Origin of the sequence: Shinella granuli, from assembly GCF_004341885.1 — a bacterium.
GTDB classification, from domain to species: domain Bacteria; phylum Pseudomonadota; class Alphaproteobacteria; order Rhizobiales; family Rhizobiaceae; genus Shinella; species Shinella granuli.
This window is the reverse complement of sequence record NZ_SLVX01000011.1, coordinates 144,777-163,130: the sequence shown is the minus strand read 5'-3', so window position 1 is coordinate 163,130 and position 18,354 is coordinate 144,777. Positions and strand designations below refer to the sequence as shown.

Sequence of the window (18,354 nt, the reverse complement as noted above, 5' to 3'; positions counted from 1 at the left end):
TAAGGACAGAGACTTGCAACATGTCAACAGGACCGGATGGCACAGCATTGACCCTCATTTGCGGTTTTGGTGAATCGCCCGCCCCGCGTAAAGGGGCGAGGGGGCGCATAGAACGGGTGGATGCGAAATGCCCGAGGTCGACAAAAGTTCCCGACGCCCCTGTCGCGCCTGTGCATGACCGATCCCGCCATTGACTTGCAGCCTCGCCCAAGCCAGTCTGCCGGCGTCAGGGTCTTCCGAGTCGATCGGCTCGGAGGCTAAGAGGGAAGCCGGTGCGATGCTCCGAAAGGAGCGCCAAGACCGGCGCTGCCCCCGCAACTGTGAACGGCGAGCTGCTGTCGCTCCAGGCCACTGGTGGATATCACCGGGAAGGCGAGACAGACGCGATGACCCGCAAGCCAGGAGACCTGCCCTGACAGTCGTAACGTCCATGGGCGGGGTGTCCCAGTGGTGCGCTTGCTTGTCGCCTCGTGGCGACGTTCCAGCAGCGTGCGTCCGGTCATCCCCCAATTTTCCGATTGGGGAAGAAAATGCTTGCCATCACCAATGACGGTCCTTCCGGCACCGGAAAGCCGGAATCCATCTTCATCTCCTGGCTGCTCTGGCAGCCACGCGGCGCCGACCTTGCCGTTGAGGCGCTGAAGGAGGTGCAGAAACTTTCGCGCTACGAGAAGGTCGATCCCGATATCGCCCGCCTGAAGGCGCTTTTCGCCTCGCTGGCGGGGTCGGATCGGCTGGTGCACTGATCATGGCTGCATAAAGACATATTGACATAAAGATATCTTTATGTGATCTCCGGTGCAGGATTATTGCACCGGAGGGCTTTGCCATGGCCAAATCGCACCTGGACACCCTGTTCGGCCCCGAACTGCCGCCGCGCGACGGACGCGAGATTCTCGCCGCCCTCCAGGCCGCCGCGCGCGAGCGCATCCTCGTGCTCGACGGCGCCATGGGCACGGAAATCCAGACGCTCAAGCTGGTGGAGGAGGATTTCCGCGGCGAGCGCTTCGGCGACTGCGCCTGCCACCAGCAAGGCAACAACGATCTCCTGACGCTGACCCAGCCGGCGGCGATCGAGGACATCCACTACCGCTATGCGCTTGCCGGCGCGGACATCCTGGAAACCAACACCTTCTCCTCCACGACCATCGCCCAGGCCGACTACGGCATGGAGGACATGGTCTACGAACTCAACCGCGACGGCGCGCGCCTTGCCCGCCGCGCCAGCCTCAGGGCCGCCGAGAAGGACGGCCGCCGCCGGTTCGTCGCCGGCGCGCTCGGCCCGACGAACCGCACCGCCTCCATCTCGCCGGACGTCAACAATCCCGGCTACCGCGCCGTCACCTTCGACGATCTGCGCATCGCCTATGCCGACCAGGTGCGCGGCCTCATCGACGGCGGCGCCGACATCATCCTCATCGAGACGATCTTCGACACGCTGAACGCCAAGGCGGCGATCTTCGCCACCCGCGCGGTCTTCGAGGAAAAGGGCATCGAACTGCCCGTCATGATCTCGGGCACGATCACCGACCTCTCGGGCCGCACGCTCTCCGGCCAGACGCCGGAGGCCTTCTGGAATTCGGTGCGCCACGCCGAGCCCTTCTCCATCGGTCTCAACTGCGCGCTCGGCGCCAATGCCATGCGCGCCCATCTCGCGGAGATCTCGTCCGTCGCCCAGACCTTCGTCTGCGCCTATCCCAATGCCGGCCTGCCGAACGCCTTCGGCAAATATGACGAAACGCCCGAGGAAATGGCCGCCCAGATCGAGGGCTTCATGCGCGATGGCCTCGTCAACATCGTCGGCGGCTGCTGCGGCTCGACGCCGGACCATATCCGCGCCATCGCCGCGGCCGCCGCGCGCCACGCGCCACGCGAAATCCCCGACATCCCGCGCCACATGCGCCTCTCGGGCCTCGAACCCTTCACGCTGACCGAGGCCATTCCCTTCGTGAATGTCGGCGAGCGCACCAACGTCACCGGCTCGGCGAAATTCCGCAAGCTGATCACCGCGGGCGACTATGCCGCGGCGCTCGATGTCGCGCGCGACCAGGTGGCGAACGGCGCGCAGGTCATCGACATCAACATGGACGAGGGCCTGATCGATTCCACAAGGGCGATGGTGGAATACCTGAACCTCATCGCCGCCGAGCCCGACATCGCCCGCGTTCCGGTGATGATCGATTCGTCGAAATGGGAGGTGATCGAGGCGGGCCTGAAATGCGTGCAGGGCAAGCCGCTGGTCAACTCGATCTCGCTGAAGGAGGGCGAGGAGGCCTTCCTGCACCATGCGAAACTCGTGCGCGCCTATGGCGCCGCCGTCGTCGTCATGGCCTTCGACGAGAAGGGCCAGGCCGACACGAAGGCGCGCAAGGTGGAGATCTGCACCCGCGCCTACAGGCTGCTCACCGAAGTCGCCGGCCTTGCGCCTGAAGATATCGTCTTCGACCCCAACATCTTCGCCGTCGCGACGGGCATCGAGGAGCACGACAATTACGGCGTCGACTTCATCGAGGCGACGGCCGAGATCACCGCGACGTTGCCGCATGTCCATGTGTCCGGCGGCGTCTCCAACCTTTCCTTCTCCTTTCGCGGCAACGAGCCGGTGCGCGAGGCGATGCACGCCGTCTTCCTCTACCACGCCATCCAGGCCGGCATGGACATGGGCATCGTCAATGCCGGCCAGCTCGCCGTCTACGATACGATCGAGCCGGAGCTGCGCGAGGCCTGCGAGGACGTGGTGCTGAACCGCGTGCCGAAGGCCGGCGGCACCGCCACCGAGCGCCTGCTCGACATCGCCGAACGCTTCAAGGGTGCGGCCGGCAAGGAAGCCAGGGAACGCGACCTCGCCTGGCGCGACTGGCCGGTGGAAAAACGCCTCGAACATGCCCTCGTCAACGGCATCACCGAATTCGTCGAGATCGACACGGAAGAGGCGCGGCAGAACGCCGAACGCCCGCTGCATGTCATCGAAGGCCCGCTGATGGCCGGCATGAACGTCGTCGGCGACCTCTTCGGCGCCGGAAAGATGTTCCTGCCGCAGGTCGTCAAATCCGCCCGCGTGATGAAGCAGGCCGTCGCCGTGCTGCTGCCTTACATGGAGGCCGAAAAGCTCGCCAATGGCGGCGGCGGCGAACGGCAGAGCGCGGGCAAGATCCTGATGGCGACCGTCAAGGGCGACGTGCACGACATCGGCAAGAACATCGTCGGCGTCGTGCTCGCCTGCAACAATTACGAGATCATCGACCTCGGCGTCATGGTGCCGGCGACGAAGATCCTCGAAACGGCGAAGGCCGAGAAGGTCGACATCATCGGCCTCTCCGGTCTCATCACCCCCTCGCTCGACGAGATGGTGCATGTCGCCTCGGAGATGGAGCGCGAAGGCTTCGACATCCCCCTCCTCATCGGCGGGGCGACGACGAGCCGCGTGCACACGGCGGTGAAGATCCATCCGCGCTACGACCGCGGCCAGGCGGTCTACGTCACCGACGCCAGCCGCGCCGTCGGCGTGGTCGGCTCCCTGCTGTCGGCCGAGATGAAGCCCGGCTATGTCGAGACGCTGAAGGCCGAATACCGCAAGGTCGCCGATGCGCATGCGCGCAGCGAGGCGGAAAAGCAGCGCCTGCCGATCGCCAGGGCCCGCGCCAACGCCTTCGGGGCGGACTGGTCCACCTATGAGCCGAAGACGCCCTCCTTCCTCGGCACCCGCGTCTTCCAGGACTGGGACCTGGCGGAGCTTGCCCGCTACATCGACTGGACCCCGTTCTTCCAGACCTGGGAGCTGAAGGGCGTCTATCCGAAGATCCTCGACGACGAGAAGCAGGGGCCCGCCGCCCGCCAGCTCTTTGCCGATGCCCAGGCGATGCTGGAGAAGATCATTTTGGAGAAATGGTTCACGCCGAAGGCCGTCGTCGGCTTCTGGCCGGCCGGCACGGTCGGCGACGACATCCGCCTCTTCACCGACGAGACGCGAAGCAAGGAACTTGCCACCTTCTTCACGCTGCGCCAGCAGCTTTCCAAGCGCGACGGGCGGCCGAACGTAGCGCTCTCCGATTTCGTCGCGCCCATCGACAGCGGCAAGCACGACTATCTCGGCGGCTTCGTCGTGACGGCGGGCATCGGCGAGATCGCCATCGCCGAGCGCTTCGAGCGGGCGAACGACGACTACAACTCGATCCTCGTCAAGGCGCTCGCCGACCGCTTCGCCGAGGCCTTCGCCGAGCGCATGCACGAATATGTGCGCAAGGAGCTCTGGGGCTATGCGGCGGAGGAGACCTTCTCGCCCACCGACCTCATCGGCGAGCCCTATGCCGGCATCCGCCCCGCGCCGGGCTACCCCGCCCAGCCGGACCATACGGAAAAGACGACGCTCTTCCGCCTGCTCGATGCCGAAAGGGAAATCGGCGTCGAGCTCACCGAAAGCTATGCGATGTGGCCCGGCTCCTCCGTCTCCGGCCTCTACATCGCCTCGCCGGAAAGCTACTATTTCGGCGTCGCGAAGGTGGAACGGGACCAGGTGGAGGACTATGCCCGCCGCAAGGGCATGGCCGTCACGGAGGTGGAGCGCTGGCTCGGCCCGGTGCTCAACTATGTGCCTGTAACCGCGCGGGAAAACGCGGCCTGAGCTTCCCCAGGCCGTCGCGAGGTTCAGAAGCACGACCATCCCGTAGCTCACGACGACCAGCACGCCGAGCGACAGGACGACCGCGGCCGTCACCCGCGGACCTGCCCGCATCACGCGCCTGAGGTCGATGCCGAGGCCGAGGGCGGCCATGGAGAGGATCGTCACCACGGTCGCGGCGCGCGCCATGCCTTCGGCAAGCCCCGCATCGATCACGCCGAAGCTGCGCGCGGCGAGCATGGCGAGGAAGCCGAGGATGAACCACGGCACCAGCCGGTGCAGCGCCGGGCGACGGCCCGCTCTCCTTGCCCGCGGCGAGCGAGAGGAGGAAGATCACCGGCCCCAGCATCAACACGCGCACGAGCTTGACGAAGGTGCCGATCTGGATGCTGAGCGCGGAAACCGGGGCGGTGGCCGCCAGCACCTGCGGCACCGCATAGACCGTCATGCCCGCCATCACGCCGTAGCCCGTCGCCGACAGGCCGAGCAGCGGCACCAGCACTGGCAACAGCAGCACCGTGACCATGCCGAGAACGGCGGTGAAGGCGATGGAGGAGGCGACATCCTCCGCATCGGCGCGAATGACCGGCGCCGTCGCGGCGATTACGGAATTGCCGCAGATCGAATTGCCACAGGCGACCAGCAGCGCGACGGTGCGGGAAAGGCCGAGGCCGCGCCCGATGGCATAGCTTGCCAGGAGCACCACGCCCACCACCGCCGCGATCGCCCCGATCAGCGGCCAGCCCATGCCGGCGATCGCCGTGGCGCTGACGCCCGCGCCGAGAAGCACGATGGCGATCTCGAGGAAGTATTTCGCGGAGAAGGCGATGCCGGGATCGAACACAGCCGGCCGCCTCAGCAGCAGCCGACAGGCGGCGCCGAGGAGGATCGCCAGCACGAGCGCCTCGATCCACGCCCCGCCGGCAAGCCGTATTTCCAGCCGTTCGGCGAGCGCTGCGAGGCCTGACACGAAGCCGGAGAGGAGCACGCCGGGCAGAAGTACGCGAATTCCAAGGATTGCTGGTTTGTTAGGTGAATTTTCCATGCGCGGACGATGCGCTTGAAAACCTATTCGATCCATCGGTAAATATCGGACATTTCATTCGACTGGATCGAACAGATGATGACGCTGGAACAGCTCCGGATCTTCGTCGCCGTGGCGGAACGAGAGCATCTGACCAAGGCCGCCGATGCGCTGAACCTCACCCCCTCGGCCGTCAGCTCGGCGATCCGCGTGCTGGAGGAGCGCTACGGCATCGCGCTGTTCCACCGCACGGGGCGGCGGATCGAGCTGACCGAGACGGGCGAGGCCTTCCTGCCGGAGGCGCGGGCCACGCTGGCACGGGCGGGCAGCGCGGACCTCTTCCTCACCGAGATCGGCGGCCTGAAACGCGGCGCACTGACGCTCGCCGCCAGCCAGACAGTCGCCGGCTACTGGTTGCCGCCGCGTCTCATGCATTTCCGCGACGCCTATCCGGCGATCGATATCCGCCTGACCGGCGGCAATACCGACGAAGCTGCCGAGGCGGTTCTCGACGGACGGGCGGAACTCGGTTTCGTCGAAGGCGAGATCGACCATCCCGCCCTCGCCCAGCGCATCATTGCGCGCGACCGGGTGGTCATCGTCGCACCATCGGACCATCCGCTCGCCGGCAAGCCCGGCATCGATGCGGAGGATCTGGCCGCTGCCCGCTGGGTGCTGCGCGAGCCAGGCTCGGGCACGCGGCGCGCCCTGACGGCGGCGCTGCCCGAGGAAGCGCTGGACATCGCGCTTTCCCTGCCCTCCAACGAGGCCGTGCGCAGCGCCGTGCTCGCCGGCCAGACGCTGACCGCGGTCTCCGAATTCGTCGTGGAGGACGACCTTGCCGCCGGCCGCATGGCGCGCATCGCCTTCGACCTGCCGGAACGCGCCTTCCGCCTGCTCCGCCACAAGGAGCGCTACCGCTCAAGGGCCTCGCTCGCCTTCGAAGCCCTATTGGCCTAAAGCCTGTCGCGTCCCCGGAACCGGCGCTGGTAGGCGGGATCATAGAGCGAGCTTTCGCGAAAATCCTCCGCGCCAAGCGTGCGGCCGACGAAGATCAGCGCCGTGCGCTCGATCGGCTCCTCGGCGACCTTCGCCACGATATCGGCCAACGTGCCGCGCACCACGCGCTCATCGGGCCAAGAGGCCTTGACCACGATCGCCACCGGGCAATCCGTGCCATAGAGCGGCGTCAGGTCCAGGACGACCTTGTCCAGCGCGTGGATGGCAAGGTGGATCGCCAGCGTCGCCCCCGTCGCGCCGAAATTCTTGAGCGTCTCGCGGTTCGGCATCGGCGAGGCGCGGCCGGAAACCCGGGTGAGCACGAGGCTCTGCGCGACGGCGGGAATGGTGAGCTCGCGGCCGAGCGCGGCGGCGGCGGCGGCAAAGGAGGGCACGCCCGGCGTCAGCGTGTAGGCGAGCCCATGCTTTTCCAGCCGGCGGATCTGCTCGGCGACGGCGCTCCAGACGGAGAGATCGCCGGAATGCAGCCGTGCCACATCCTCGCCCGCCGCGGCGGCGCGCAGGTACTCCGCCTCGATCTCGTCGAGCGACATCGGCGCCGTATCGACGATGCGCGCACCCGACGGGCAATACTGCAGAAGCTCCGGCGACACGATGGAGCCGGCATAGAGGCAGACCGGGCAGGCGCCGATGAGATCGCGGCCGCGCACGGTGATGAGATCGGCAGCGCCGGGGCCGGCGCCGATGAAGTGAACGGTCATTCCTCGTCCTCGATAGGTTGCGCCGGCTTCAGCCAGGCCCACTGCGTGACCGGCATGGCCGGCCGCCAGCCCGTCATCTGCCCGACGGGCGATGCGCGCGCGATGTCGATCCGGATCAGCGAACCGCCGAGCCGGGCATGCTGGGCGAGGAGCACGGCTTCCATTTCCGTCGTCACCGCATTGGCGACAAGCCGGCCGCCTGGCTTCAGGCCGTCGATCGCCGCCGGCATGACGCCCGCCTCGCTGCCGCCGCCGCCGATGAAGATCGCGTCCGGCGCGGCCAGTCCCGCAAGCGCCTCCGGCGCCGCCCCCTCGACCACGGCAAGGCCCGGCACGCCGAAGCGCCCGGCATTGCGGCGGATGCGGGCAGCGCGCTCCGCATGGCCCTCGATGGCGATGGCCCGGAGCGACGGGTCGGCCAGCATCCATTCGATGCCGATCGAGCCCGAGCCGGCGCCGATATCCCAGAGAAGCTCGCCGCGGCGCGGCGCAAGGGCCGAGAGCGTCAGCGCACGGACCTCGCGCTTGGTGATCTGGCCGTCATGCTCGAACAGCCCGTCGTCGAGGCCCGGCGTATAGGCGAGCACCCGCGCGCCATCTCCGGCGACAACCTCCACCGCGCAGACATTCAGCATGTCGGCCCCGTCGAGGGCGAACCGCCCGGCCTGATGGTGGCTCACCCGCTCCCGCGCGCCGCCGAGCGCCTCGAGCACGGTCAGCGCCGAGCCGCCAAAACCGCTTTCCGCCAGCAGCGCGGCAAGCGCCGCCGGCCCGTCGCCGTCCGAGGTCAGCGCCAGGATACGGCAACCGGGATGCAGGTGCGGGCGGATGAGATCGACGGGACGGCCGTGCAGCGAAACGCAGACCGTGTCCTGCAGGGCCCAGCCCATGCGCGATGCGGCAAGGCTGAAGGCGGAGGGCGCCGGGAAGACGCGCATCTCCGCCCGCGCGATGCGCCGGGAAAGCGTGACGCCGACGCCGTAGAAGAACGGATCGCCCGAGGCGAGCACGACGACAGGCCGGCCCCGCGCGGCCAGAACCGCCTCCACGGAGCGCTCGAAGGGGCTGAGCCAGCCGTGGCGCGCGCCGCGGATCGCCGCATCGGCAAGCGCCAGGTGCCGCGCGCCGCCGAAGACGATTTCGGCGCGACCGATCGCGGTCTTGGCCTCGTCGCCGAGACCCGCTAGACCGTCTTCGCCGATCCCGACGATGGAAAGCCAGGGGGCGGCTGTCGAAAGGGGCTGATCAGGCGTGGACAAGCGACGCATTCTCATCTTGGGCGGCACGGCGGAGGCGCGCGACCTTGCCGGTGCGCTCGCCGGCAGGACCGATCTTGCCGTCACGCTGTCGCTCGCCGGCCGCACGCTCGATCCCGCGCCGCAGCCAGTGCCCGTCCGCACCGGCGGTTTCGGCGGCGTCGAGGGGCTTTCGGCCTATCTTTGCGAGAATTCCATCGATCTCCTGATCGACGCGACACATCCCTTCGCCCGGCAGATCTCCGCCAATGCCCGCGCCGCCAGCGCGGCGACCGGCCTCCCGCTGCTGCGGCTGGAGCGGCGCGGCTGGGATGCGGTGGAGGGCGACCGCTGGACATGTGTCGCCACGGTGACCGAGGCCGTCAGCGCGCTCGGCGAAACGCCGCGCCGGGTGTTCCTTGCCATCGGCCGCCAGGAGGCGAAGGTCTTCGACGCCGCGCCGCAGCACCATTATCTCGTGCGCAGCGTCGATCCCGTCGACCCGCCGCTTGCCGCCCCCGACGTCGCCTACCTGCTCGCCCGCGGCCCGTTTGCCGTGGAAGCGGAGGTCGAACTTCTGCGCGACCATCGCATCGATGTCGTCGTCAGCAAGAATTCCGGCGGCGATGCCACCTATGGCAAGATCGTCGCCGCGCGCATTCTCGGCCTGCCCGTCGTTCTGGTCGAGCGGGCGGAAGCGCGCGATAGCCACCACGCGGGAACCGTCGAGGATGCGGTGCGGCTCGCCGATCATCTCGTCGGCTCTTCGAGGAAGCGCGGCGTATAGACGAGGTCCGGCAGGCCCGGGCGGGAAATGACGCGCGTTGCCGGTGAGCCGATGACGACGCAGGTCGCCATGTCGGCACGTTCCGCCTCGGCCTCGCCGAGCGGCATGACCAGCATGCGCTCGTCCGGCCGGCCCGCGGCGCGGCCGAAGATGACGGGTGTTGCGGCCGGCAGCGTCTCGCGCAGGATCTCGAAGGCCCGGCCGAGCTGCCAGGGCCGCGCCTTGCTGATCGGATTGTAGAGCGCGATCACAAGGCCGGCCCCGGACACGAGGCGCAGCCGCGTCTCGATGACCTCCCAGGGCTTCAGGTTGTCGGAAAGCGAGATGGCGCAGAAATCGTGACCAAGCGGCGCGCCGATGCGCGCGGCGACCGCCAGCATGGCGGTGACGCCGGGCACGATGGTGAGATCCACCCTCTTCCATTCGTCCGGCCCCGCATCGATCGCCTCGCAGACGGCGGCCGCCATGGCGAAGACGCCGGGATCGCCGCCCGAGACGACGCAGACATCGACACCCTCGGCCGCCCGTCTCAGCGCGGCCTCGGCCCGGTTCAGCTCCTCGCGGTTGTCGGAGGCGACCTTGATCTGGTCCGGCCGGAGGTTCAGCCGGTCGATATAGGGAAAATAGCCGAAGAATTCGCGCGAGGCCTCGACCGCCTGCCGTGCTTCCGGCGTCATCTGGTCCGGATTGCCCGGTCCGGTGCCGATCACGAAAAGCCGGCCCGTCATGCGCGGCCGCTCCAGCCCGGCACGAGGACCAGCGAGAAATAGGGCGCGGTGTCGTCGAGCTTTTCGGAAAGCCGCATGGACCGGCTGGCCGGCATGGTGCCGCGCTCGACATAGATCGCCTCGCCGAGCCGGCCGGCGCTCGCCAGCGCCCGGCGGATCTTCGGCAGGTTGCGGCCGACCTTCATGATGACGGCGGCCTCGGTGTCGACGAGGCGGCGCGACAGTTCCGCCTCGCCCATCGTGCCCGGCAGCACGGAGAGCACGTCGTCGCCCTGCACGATCGGCAGCCCCGACAGCGACCAGCAGCCGGACATGGCGGTGATGCCGGGAATGACCTCGGTCGGGAAGCGATCGGCGAGCCGCACATGCAGGTGCATGTAGGAGCCGTAGAACATCGGATCGCCTTCCGAGAGGATGGCGACCGTGCGGCCGGCGGCAAGGTGCTGCGCGACGGCGGCGGCCGAGGCATCGTAGAAGGCCGTGATCTGGCGCTTGTATTCGTCGTGGTCCTTGTCGATTTCCGTCGTCACCGGATAGTAGAGCGGCAGCTCCGCCATGCCGGGCTTCAACAGGCCCTCGACGATCGCCCGTCCATTGCCCGCGCGGCCGGCCTTGGCGAAATAGGCGAGCACATCCGCCTCGCCGATCGCCCGCACCGCCTTCAGGGTCAGGAGTTCCGGATCGCCCGGTCCCGTACCCACGCCATAAAGTCGTCCCGTCACCGTCGCCACCATGTTCACAGTCCCGGCCTCGCCAGCGAATTGAGCGCCGCCGCCGTCATGGCGCTGCCGCCGAGGCGCCCGCGCACGATGGCGAAGGGCACACCGTAGGAATTCTCGGCGAGCGCATCCTTGGATTCCGCGGCGCCGACGAAGCCGACCGGCATGCCGAGGATCGCCGCAGGTTTCGGCGCGCCATCCCGCAGGAGTTCGAGCAGGTAGAACAGCGCCGTCGGCGCATTGCCGATGGCGACGACGGAGCCGGCGAGGCGATCGAGCCAGAGGCGGATGGCCGCGGCCGAGCGCGTGTTGCCGATGTCCCGGGCGATGTCAGGCGTGCGCGGATCGCGCAGCATGCAGAGCACGTCGTTGCCGGCCGGCAGCCGGGCGGCGGTAACGCCCCGCGCGACCATCTCGGCATCGCAGAAGATCGGCGCGCCGGCCTGGAGCGCACCGCGCGCCGCCGTGACGAAACCGGGCGAGAAGACGAAATGCGCCGCCGCCTCGACGAGGCCGGCGGCATGGATCATGCGCACCGCGACATCCGACTCCTCTTCGGAAAAGCGCGAGAGATCGGCTTCCGCGCGGATGATCGCGAAGGATTTCTCATAGATGGCCGTGCCATCCTTGATGTAGTCGTAATCGGTCATTGTTGGCCTTGATAAGCGGAAACAAGGGTGGCGGGCGCGGTGCGGTCGATGAGGTTTCCGGCCGTCTCGCCTTCTGCACGGCGCGCACGCAGGAGGGCGCCGAGACGGGTGAGGGCGGGCCGCAGCGCATCGGCGGGCAGGATCGCCGCGGCGGCATCGCCCGCGCGTCCACCAAGAATAAGGCCGACACCGGCGGCGGTGCCGCACAACGTGACGGCGGCGGCGGCCGGATGGGCGCAACCCTTCGGGCAGCCGGAGACATGCACGTCGAAGGAGCCGTCCAGGAGATCGCCCGCCTCCGCCACAAGGGCATCGGCGGCGGCATGGGTATCGAAGCTGGCCGCGGCGCAACCGGCGGCGCCGGCGCAGACGGAGACGGCCCGTCCGGGCGCATCCTGCGTGCTCCAGACGCGTTCCCGCATCGCGCAGGCCTGCGCGGCGGCAAGCATCTGCGCACGGAGCCCGCGCACCAGCAGCGTGTGGTGCGGCGCAAGGCGGAATTCCGTCGCGCCGCAGCCGGCAAGCGCGCGCACCAGCGCGGCAAGCCGGTCGGCATGGATCTGGCCATAGGCCGGGGCGAGCCCCAGCACCGTTTCGGTGCCGATCCGGTGCGCGCCGAGCGGATGAACGGGCGAAGCGGCGGAAAGCGGCGGAACCGGATCCGCACCGAGCGCGGCCGCCAGCAGCGCCGGATCAAGATCCCGCCCCCGCGCCGCCGGCCCGATGGCGGCAAGGGCGGCGGCGACCGTCATCACGCCTTCGACGGCCCTTTCGCCGGGCAGCAGCGCAACGGCCCGCGCCGTGGCGCGATCGCCGCCGACGGAAAGCCGCCAGGCGAGGCCCTGTGCACCGGCGACGGCATCGAGGCGGATATCGGCGACCATGTCGGCAAGGAAAAGCACGCCCCCGCCATCGACGACGACGGCAAGCTTGGGCGCCAGGGAAAGGGCGGCGTCGGCAAGGGCCGCGCGCAACGCATCGGCAAGCGGCACGGCATCGGCAAGCTCGGCCGGCTCGATGCCGGCGAGCGGCGGCACCTCGATGGCGACGCCCGTCTGCGGGGTAATGCCGGCCGCGGCAAGGCCGGCGGCAAGGCGCGGAACGGAGGCTTCGGTGAGGCCGCGAAGCTGGAGATTACCGCGCGCGGTGATCTCGATGAGGCCGTTGCCGTGCGCCCGCGCCAGATCGGCAAGGGCGAGGAGGTCTTGTGCCGTCAGGGCCGTCGCGACGGGGCGCAGGCGCACCAGAAGGCCGTCGCCGGTCCGCATCGGGGCGGCGATGGAGGGGCACGCGCCGCGCCGCAACGCACCGGCTTCGCCCGGGGGCAATACGCAGGTCGCCGTCATGCCGCGCCCTCCTCAGCCTCGGGTGCCGGGCGGCGGATCAGGTAGGTGTCCATGATCCAGCCGTGCGCCGCGCGCGCCTTGCGGCGCGTCTCGCTGATGGTGTCGGCGATATCGGCAAGCCGGCCGGACAGCAGGATCTCGTGCGGCGTGCCGAGATAGGCGCCCCACCAGATGTCCGCCTCCGGGTCCTCCACCCTGCGGAAGGCCTCGACGCCGTCGAGCATGACGAGCGCATCGCGCGCAACGCCCGGCCAGGCCTCGGCGAGGCGGCGGCCGGTGGTGATCTCGACGGGCAGGCCAATGCGGTTGAGCGTGATGGCATGGCTGGCGCAGAGCGCCTGGACGCTGGTGATGCCGGGAATGACCTCGATCTCGAAGGCGACGCGGCCGGCCGTGCGCACATGATCGACGATGCGCAGCGTGCTGTCATAGAGCATCGGATCGCCCCAGACGAGCAGGCCGAGCGTCTCGTCCTTGCCGACGTCATCAAGAAGGGTGCGTTCGTAGATAGTGGCGATGGCGCGGTGCCAGTCGTTGACGCCGTCCTCGTAGCTGCCGTCGGCGCGGCGCACCGGCACGGCATAATCGAGGATGCGGCAGCGCGCATTCTCGAGGAACCGGTCGCAGATCTCGCGGCGCGCATCGGCCAGAAAGGCCTTTTCGTCGCCCTTCGTCGGAATGAGCAGCACATCCGCCCGGTTCAGCGCAGCCACTGCCTGAACGGTCATGTGCTCGGGATTGCCCGCGCCGATCCCGATGACCAGTATCTTTCTCAAAGTCCGTCTCCCGTGCGACCCCGCGCTCCCGGTTCGCGGCCCGACTTGGGTCCCGCACCTCTTCCTAATCCCAAAAGCCGGCGGAAAACAGTCCCCGGATCGCGTCCTTTGCCGGTCTTTTTGAGACTCAGGCGGCCGCGCGGCTGGTCAGATAGGCGCGCGGCGAGGTTCCCAGCATGCGCTTGAACATGGTGGTGAAGGCCGGCACGCTCTCATAACCGGCATCGAGCGCCACGCGTGTCACCGGCTCGCCGGCGGCAAGGCGCGGCAGGCAGGCGAAAAGACAGGCCTGCTGGCGCCAGGTGACGAAGCTGACGCCCGTCTCCTGCCGGAAGAAGCGCGTGAAGGTGCGCCGGCTCATGTTCAAGCGCCATGCCCAATCATCGATCTTGGCGACCGGCGAGGGCTGTTCGACGAAATCCCGGCAGAGTTCGGCCAGCCGGCCGCTTGCCGGAAAGGGCAGGCCGAGCCGGCGCTCCGGCAGGCGGCCGATCTCGTCGAGCAGCAGCGCCATGACGAGTTCGCTGCGCCCGCGATCCTCCGCCAGGTCGTCCTGCCGGACGGTTTCCGTGATGAGCTGGCGGGCAAGGTCGGTGACCTCCAGCACGGTGGGGACCAGCGAGGCGGCCCGGCCCTCCGGCGAATAGATATAGACCGAGCGCATGCTGACATCGCTGAGCATCTCGACGGAATGTTCGAGACCGCGCGGGATGAGCAGCGCATGGCCGGGCGGGATCATCCAGCGCCCGCGCTCCGTCCCCACCAGCACCACGCCGGCGAAGACGCACAGGAACTGCGTGCGGCGATGGCGGTGCGGCGGCACCGTATAACCGCCCGGAATCTCCGAACTGTGGACCAGGACATCCGTATTCGCCTGTTCCATGCGGGAAAGGTTGCGGATGTGATCGTCATCAAGCGCCTTGCGGCGCTCATCGGTCAGTTTTTCCATCTTTGGCCCACTCGCGTAAGAAATGGACCTCAGCACGAAAGCAGGCCGCTGGCAATCCCTGTATGGGAAGCAGCCATGACGCGGAATTCGCGCGTATCATTCGAGGCCATCATGTCGACAGTCGTTCCCGCGGCGCCCCGCAGCGCCGCCACCACCACCTATTCCATCATCGTCGCCGTCAGCGCCTGCCACATGCTGAACGACATCATGCAGTCGCTGCTGACGTCGCTCTACCCGCTGCTGAAGGAAAACTACGCGCTCGATTTCGTGCAGATCGGCCTTCTGACCATGGCCTTCCAGGTCACCGCCTCGCTGCTGCAGCCGGCCGTCGGCATCGTGACGGACCGCTGGCCGATGCCCTTCTCGCTGCCGGTCGGCATGGGCAGCACCTTCGTCGGCCTCATCATGCTCGCCTATGCGCACAGCTTCCCGGTTCTGGTCTTCGGCGCCTGCCTGATCGGCCTCGGCTCGGCGATCTTCCATCCGGAATCCTCGCGCGTCGCCCGCCTTGCCTCCGGCGGCCGCCACGGGCTTGCACAGTCGATGTTCCAGGTCGGCGGCAATGCCGGCACGGCGATCGGGCCGCTGCTCGCCGCCTTCATCGTGCTGCCCTTCGGCCAGACGAGCGTCGCCTGGTTCTCGGTGGTCGCGCTCCTCGGCATGGTCATCCTCAGCTGGGTCGGCAACTGGTATGCCGGCGAGCGGCGCCTGGCCGCCGGTCGGCCCGCCGTCAGCCGCGCGCTGCCGCTGCCGCGCGGAAAGGTCGCCTGGGCGCTTGCCGTTCTGGTTCTGCTGACGACGACTAAGAACGCCTATCTCGCCAGCATATCGAGCTATTTCACCTTCTATACGATCGAGAATTTCGGCCTTGGCGTGCGCGATGCGCAGCTCATGCTGTTCCTCTTCCTCGGCGCCTCGGCGCTCGGCGTGTTCATGGGCGGGCCGATCGGCGACCGGTTCGGCGCGCGCTTCGTCATCTGGTTCTCGATCCTCGGCGTCATCCCCTTCGCGCTGATGCTGCCCTATGCGAACCTGTTCTGGACGGGCATGCTGACGGTGCTGATCGGGCTGATCTTCTCCTCCGCCTTCTCCGCCATCGTCGTCTTCGCGCAGGAGCTGATCCCGGGCCGCGTCGGCATGATCGCCGGCATCTTCTTCGGCTTCGCCTTCGGGGCGGGCGGCCTCGGCGCGGCGGTGCTCGGCATCTTCGCCGACAGCCACGGCATCAACTTCGTCTACCAGATCTGCTCCTACATGCCGCTGCTCGGCATTTTGACGATCTTCCTGCCCCGCCTGCCGGGACAACATTGAGACGAAACTGAAAAGGCCGGCGTTTTCGCCGGCCTTTTTGTTCGGGGATCAGCCCATTCGCTCGGACTTGTAGGAACCCGGGCTCGGCGGGAAGACGATGGTCTTGTTGCCGTTCATGAAGACGCGATGGTGGATGTGCGCGTGCACGGCACGGGCGAGAACCTGGCTCTCCACGTCGCGGCCGATCGAGACATAATCTTCCGCCGACTGCGCATGGGTGATGCGCGCGACGTCCTGCTCGATGATCGGGCCTTCGTCGAGATCCTCGGTGACATAGTGTGCCGTCGCGCCGATCAGCTTCACGCCGCGCTCGAAAGCCTGCTTGTAGGGGTTGGCCCCCTTGAAGGACGGCAGGAACGAGTGGTGGATGTTGATGATGCGGCCCGACATCTTCTTGCAGACGGCATCCGACAGGACCTGCATGTAGCGGGCAAGAACGATCAGCTCGGCGCCGGACTGTTCTACCACTTCCATCAGCCGCGCCTCGGCCTGCGGCTTGTTCTCCTTCGTCACCTTGATGTGGTGGAAGGGGATGTCGTGGTTGACGATGACCTTCTGGTAATCGAAGTGATTGGAGACCACTCCGACGATGTCGATCGGCAGCGCGCCGATCTTCCAGCGGTAGAGCAGGTCGTTGAGGCAATGGCCGAAGCGCGAGACCATCAGCAGCACCTTCATGCGCTCGTCGCTGTCGTTGAAGCGGTATGTCATGCCGAAGGGCTTGGCGACCGGGGCGAAACCGGCCTTGATGTCCTCCTCCGACACGCCTTCCTGGGAAAGGAAGGTGAGGCGCATGAAGAACAGGCCCGTCTCCAGGTCGTCGAACTGCGACGAGTCGGAGATGTAACACCCCTTTTCGGCGAGGTAGCCGGTGATCGCGGCGACGATGCCGCGGGTCGATTGGCAGGATACGGTCAGGACGTGGCTTTTCATCGGTTCGTTTCTCGCGTTCGGCCGGTGCAGGGGCAAAGCACCGGCGATCCCCTTGTCTGCGGGCCGCACTCACGGCTTGGCGCATATTTCAGGCCGCTTGCCTCTGCGCAAGCCCTGCAATGGCCAGAAGCTACGCCGGCTCTTGCAAGGAATCCCTCCGGTTCGCGACATCCAATGCGTCGAAACTGCCAAGTGGGGCCTTCACGGCCCACTCCACCGGTTCCGCGCCGTCACGCATGATCCGGCCTGACGGGGACGGCGAACGAATCTTTCAGCGATGCAAGGCCGCGCGTGACGGACAAAAATCCGTCTAGACACTATTATGGACACATGTTCTATAAAATGGACAGATTCGCCGGGAGCACGCCATGCATCTTTCCATGTGGACCTATCCCTGGGACATCCAGGACCAGGGATTGGAGGCACTTGCCGCCGATCTTTCCGGCCGCGCCGGCCTCAACACGGTGAGCCTTGCGACCGCCTACCATGCCGGCCGCTTCCTCCAGCCGCGCAGCCCGCGACAGAAGGCCTATTTCCCGGAAGACGGCACCGTCTATTTCCGGCCGGACGAAGCGCTGTGGCAGGGCAAAGAAATCCGCCCCCTGATGGCGCAGAACGTCACCGACCGCGGCGACATGCTGGACGCCTTGACAAAAGCGCGCGCGACGACCGGCCTTGCCGTCTCCTGCTGGACGGTCTGCCTGCACAACAGTCGCCTCGGCATGCTGCATCCCGACCATGTGACCCGCAACGCCTTCGGCAATGCCAACCATTACAACCTCTGCCCCTCCAGCCCGGCGGCGCGCGATTATGTCGTTACGCTGGTCCGCGACATAACGGTGAACCACAGGCCGGACATGCTGGAGCTGGAAAGCCCGAACTTCATGGGCTTCGCCCACGAATACCACCATGAGAAGGACGGCGTCGGCCTCAATGCCGAGGACGATTTCCTCCTGTCGCTCTGCTTTTGCGATCATTGCACCGCGCGCGCCCGGAAGGCCGGCGTGCCGGTGGACGGCGCGCAGGAAACGGTGGCGCGCTTCATCGCCGAACTGTGCGAGCGCGCGGTGCCGGAAAAGCAGTTCCCCGATTTCCCTGCCGCCGGCATCGATGCCTTCCGCGATCACCCCGACCTGCACGCCTTCCTCGCCTGGCGCACCGAGCCGGTGACGAGCCTGATCGGCGAGATCAAGGCGGCCGCCGACCCGGCGACGCGCATCGTGCTGATCGACCTGAAGGACGGCTGGCTCGGCGGCGTCGACCTCGAATCAGTCGGGAAGCTCTGCGACGGCGCGATCCTCTGCTGCTACGACATGGCGCCGGAGGCCGTCGGCGACGTCATCCGCACCGGCCGGGCGATGCTCGGCCCGGACAAGTTCCTGGGTCTGGGACTGCGCGTCTTCTATCCCGAGGTCGATGGCCCGGCCATCCTTTCCGCCCGTGCGAAGGCCGCCGTCGAGGCCGGTGCCGACGGCGTGAACTTCTACAATTACGGGCTCATTCCGGCAAAGCGCCTCGACTGGGTGAAGGAAACCGTCAGCGCGATCACCTGAGGTC

The 18,354-nt window shown here is 67.6% G+C and carries 15 protein-coding genes, 1 pseudogene and 1 riboswitch; of the genes and pseudogenes, 6 read left to right on the top strand and 10 right to left on the bottom strand.

What is annotated here, in order from left to right; translation table 11 throughout:
* Positions 1-212: 212 nt before the first annotated feature.
* A riboswitch (cobalamin riboswitch) is annotated at positions 213-429 on the top strand.
* A gap of 101 nt (positions 430-530) precedes the next feature.
* Positions 531-746, top strand: coding sequence for a hypothetical protein (locus tag EV665_RS18265; protein WP_064331903.1), 216 nt, complete (start codon positions 531-533; stop codon positions 744-746).
* Between the two features lie 83 nt (positions 747-829).
* On the top strand, positions 830-4,621 hold the full coding sequence (metH, locus tag EV665_RS18260; protein WP_133035181.1) for a methionine synthase: 3,792 nt from the start codon (positions 830-832) through the stop codon (positions 4,619-4,621).
* 15 nt (positions 4,622-4,636) lie between these two features.
* Here metH and EV665_RS18255 read toward each other — a convergent pair.
* Positions 4,637-5,663: pseudogene (locus EV665_RS18255) on the bottom strand (YeiH family protein); the annotation flags it as partial.
* 78 nt (positions 5,664-5,741) lie between these two features.
* Here EV665_RS18255 and EV665_RS18250 point away from each other — a divergent pair.
* Positions 5,742-6,602, top strand: coding sequence for a LysR family transcriptional regulator (locus EV665_RS18250; protein WP_133035194.1), 861 nt, complete (start codon positions 5,742-5,744; stop codon positions 6,600-6,602).
* Here EV665_RS18250 and cobM read toward each other — a convergent pair.
* Positions 6,599-7,363 carry a precorrin-4 C(11)-methyltransferase gene (gene cobM, locus EV665_RS18245; RefSeq protein ID WP_133035180.1) on the bottom strand — a complete coding sequence of 255 codons (765 nt, stop codon included), beginning with the start codon at positions 7,361-7,363 and terminating at the stop codon, positions 6,599-6,601. The two genes, EV665_RS18250 and cobM, sit on opposite strands and share 4 nt — an antisense overlap.
* Positions 7,360-8,631, bottom strand: coding sequence for a precorrin-6y C5,15-methyltransferase (decarboxylating) subunit CbiE (cbiE, locus tag EV665_RS18240; protein WP_133035179.1), 1,272 nt, complete (start codon positions 8,629-8,631; stop codon positions 7,360-7,362). The genes cobM and cbiE overlap by 4 nt, the downstream gene beginning before the upstream one ends.
* On the opposite strand from cbiE, the gene EV665_RS18235 reads away from it, so the two are divergent.
* On the top strand, positions 8,615-9,385 hold the full coding sequence (locus EV665_RS18235) for a cobalt-precorrin-6A reductase (RefSeq protein WP_133035178.1): 771 nt from the start codon (positions 8,615-8,617) through the stop codon (positions 9,383-9,385). The two genes, cbiE and EV665_RS18235, sit on opposite strands and share 17 nt — an antisense overlap.
* Here the strand turns inward: EV665_RS18235 and EV665_RS18230 are convergent.
* The 6 genes from EV665_RS18230 to EV665_RS18205 all read right to left on the bottom strand — a co-directional run bounded on the left by EV665_RS18230 (position 9,349) and on the right by EV665_RS18205 (position 14,553).
* Positions 9,349-10,113: a precorrin-3B C(17)-methyltransferase gene (locus EV665_RS18230; protein WP_133035177.1), complete on the bottom strand. Its 765-nt coding sequence runs from the start codon at positions 10,111-10,113 to the stop codon at positions 9,349-9,351. The genes EV665_RS18235 and EV665_RS18230 overlap by 37 nt on opposite strands.
* The gene (locus EV665_RS18225; protein WP_064331910.1) at positions 10,110-10,847 is read right to left on the bottom strand and encodes a precorrin-2 C(20)-methyltransferase; all 738 of its coding nucleotides are present in this window, start codon (positions 10,845-10,847) and stop codon (positions 10,110-10,112) included. The genes EV665_RS18230 and EV665_RS18225 overlap by 4 nt, the downstream gene beginning before the upstream one ends.
* 2 nt (positions 10,848-10,849) lie before the next feature.
* Positions 10,850-11,482 (bottom strand): precorrin-8X methylmutase, encoded by a 633-nt coding sequence (locus EV665_RS18220; protein WP_064331911.1) that lies wholly within the window; start codon positions 11,480-11,482, stop codon positions 10,850-10,852.
* Complete coding sequence (gene cobG, locus EV665_RS18215; RefSeq protein ID WP_245507755.1) at positions 11,479-12,828, bottom strand: precorrin-3B synthase; 1,350 nt, start codon at positions 12,826-12,828, stop codon at positions 11,479-11,481. The genes EV665_RS18220 and cobG overlap by 4 nt, the downstream gene beginning before the upstream one ends.
* On the bottom strand, positions 12,825-13,604 hold the full coding sequence (gene cobF, locus EV665_RS18210; protein WP_133035176.1) for a precorrin-6A synthase (deacetylating): 780 nt from the start codon (positions 13,602-13,604) through the stop codon (positions 12,825-12,827). Before cobF ends, cobG begins: the two co-directional genes overlap by 4 nt.
* A 127-nt stretch (positions 13,605-13,731) precedes the next feature.
* On the bottom strand, positions 13,732-14,553 hold the full coding sequence (locus EV665_RS18205; RefSeq protein ID WP_064331914.1) for an AraC family transcriptional regulator: 822 nt from the start codon (positions 14,551-14,553) through the stop codon (positions 13,732-13,734).
* Between the two features lie 111 nt (positions 14,554-14,664).
* On the opposite strand from EV665_RS18205, the gene EV665_RS18200 reads away from it, so the two are divergent.
* Positions 14,665-15,864, top strand: coding sequence for an MFS transporter (locus EV665_RS18200; RefSeq protein WP_133035175.1), 1,200 nt, complete (start codon positions 14,665-14,667; stop codon positions 15,862-15,864).
* A gap of 48 nt (positions 15,865-15,912) precedes the next feature.
* On the opposite strand, the gene purU is transcribed toward EV665_RS18200, so the two are convergent.
* Positions 15,913-16,797, bottom strand: a complete 885-nt coding sequence (purU, locus tag EV665_RS18195) for a formyltetrahydrofolate deformylase (protein WP_064331915.1) — start codon at positions 16,795-16,797, stop codon at positions 15,913-15,915.
* 368 nt (positions 16,798-17,165) lie between these two features.
* On the opposite strand from purU, the gene EV665_RS18190 reads away from it, so the two are divergent.
* Entirely contained in the window at positions 17,166-18,350 is a 1,185-nt protein-coding gene (locus EV665_RS18190) for a hypothetical protein (RefSeq protein ID WP_133035174.1), read from the top strand.
* The last annotated feature ends 4 nt before the right edge of the window (positions 18,351-18,354 follow it).

What these genes read in the sequence shown, in the direction of transcription:
- cbiE (WP_133035179.1), bottom strand. Translation starts at nt 8,631, where the DNA reads ATGCGTCGCTTGTCCACGCCTGATCAGCCCCTTTCGACAGCCGCCCCC.
- EV665_RS18250 (WP_133035194.1), top strand. Translation starts at nt 5,742, where the DNA reads ATGACGCTGGAACAGCTCCGGATCTTCGTCGCCGTGGCGGAACGAGAG.
- EV665_RS18205 (WP_064331914.1), bottom strand. Translation starts at nt 14,553, where the DNA reads ATGGAAAAACTGACCGATGAGCGCCGCAAGGCGCTTGATGACGATCAC.
- EV665_RS18225 (WP_064331910.1), bottom strand. Translation starts at nt 10,847, where the DNA reads ATGGTGGCGACGGTGACGGGACGACTTTATGGCGTGGGTACGGGACCG.
- EV665_RS18220 (WP_064331911.1), bottom strand. Translation starts at nt 11,482, where the DNA reads ATGACCGATTACGACTACATCAAGGATGGCACGGCCATCTATGAGAAA.
- purU (WP_064331915.1), bottom strand. Translation starts at nt 16,797, where the DNA reads ATGAAAAGCCACGTCCTGACCGTATCCTGCCAATCGACCCGCGGCATC.
- metH (WP_133035181.1), top strand. Translation starts at nt 830, where the DNA reads ATGGCCAAATCGCACCTGGACACCCTGTTCGGCCCCGAACTGCCGCCG.
- EV665_RS18190 (WP_133035174.1), top strand. Translation starts at nt 17,166, where the DNA reads ATGCATCTTTCCATGTGGACCTATCCCTGGGACATCCAGGACCAGGGA.
- EV665_RS18200 (WP_133035175.1), top strand. Translation starts at nt 14,665, where the DNA reads ATGTCGACAGTCGTTCCCGCGGCGCCCCGCAGCGCCGCCACCACCACC.
- EV665_RS18230 (WP_133035177.1), bottom strand. Translation starts at nt 10,113, where the DNA reads ATGACGGGCCGGCTTTTCGTGATCGGCACCGGACCGGGCAATCCGGAC.
- cobG (WP_245507755.1), bottom strand. Translation starts at nt 12,828, where the DNA reads ATGACGGCGACCTGCGTATTGCCCCCGGGCGAAGCCGGTGCGTTGCGG.
- EV665_RS18265 (WP_064331903.1), top strand. Translation starts at nt 531, where the DNA reads ATGCTTGCCATCACCAATGACGGTCCTTCCGGCACCGGAAAGCCGGAA.
- cobM (WP_133035180.1), bottom strand. Translation starts at nt 7,363, where the DNA reads ATGACCGTTCACTTCATCGGCGCCGGCCCCGGCGCTGCCGATCTCATC.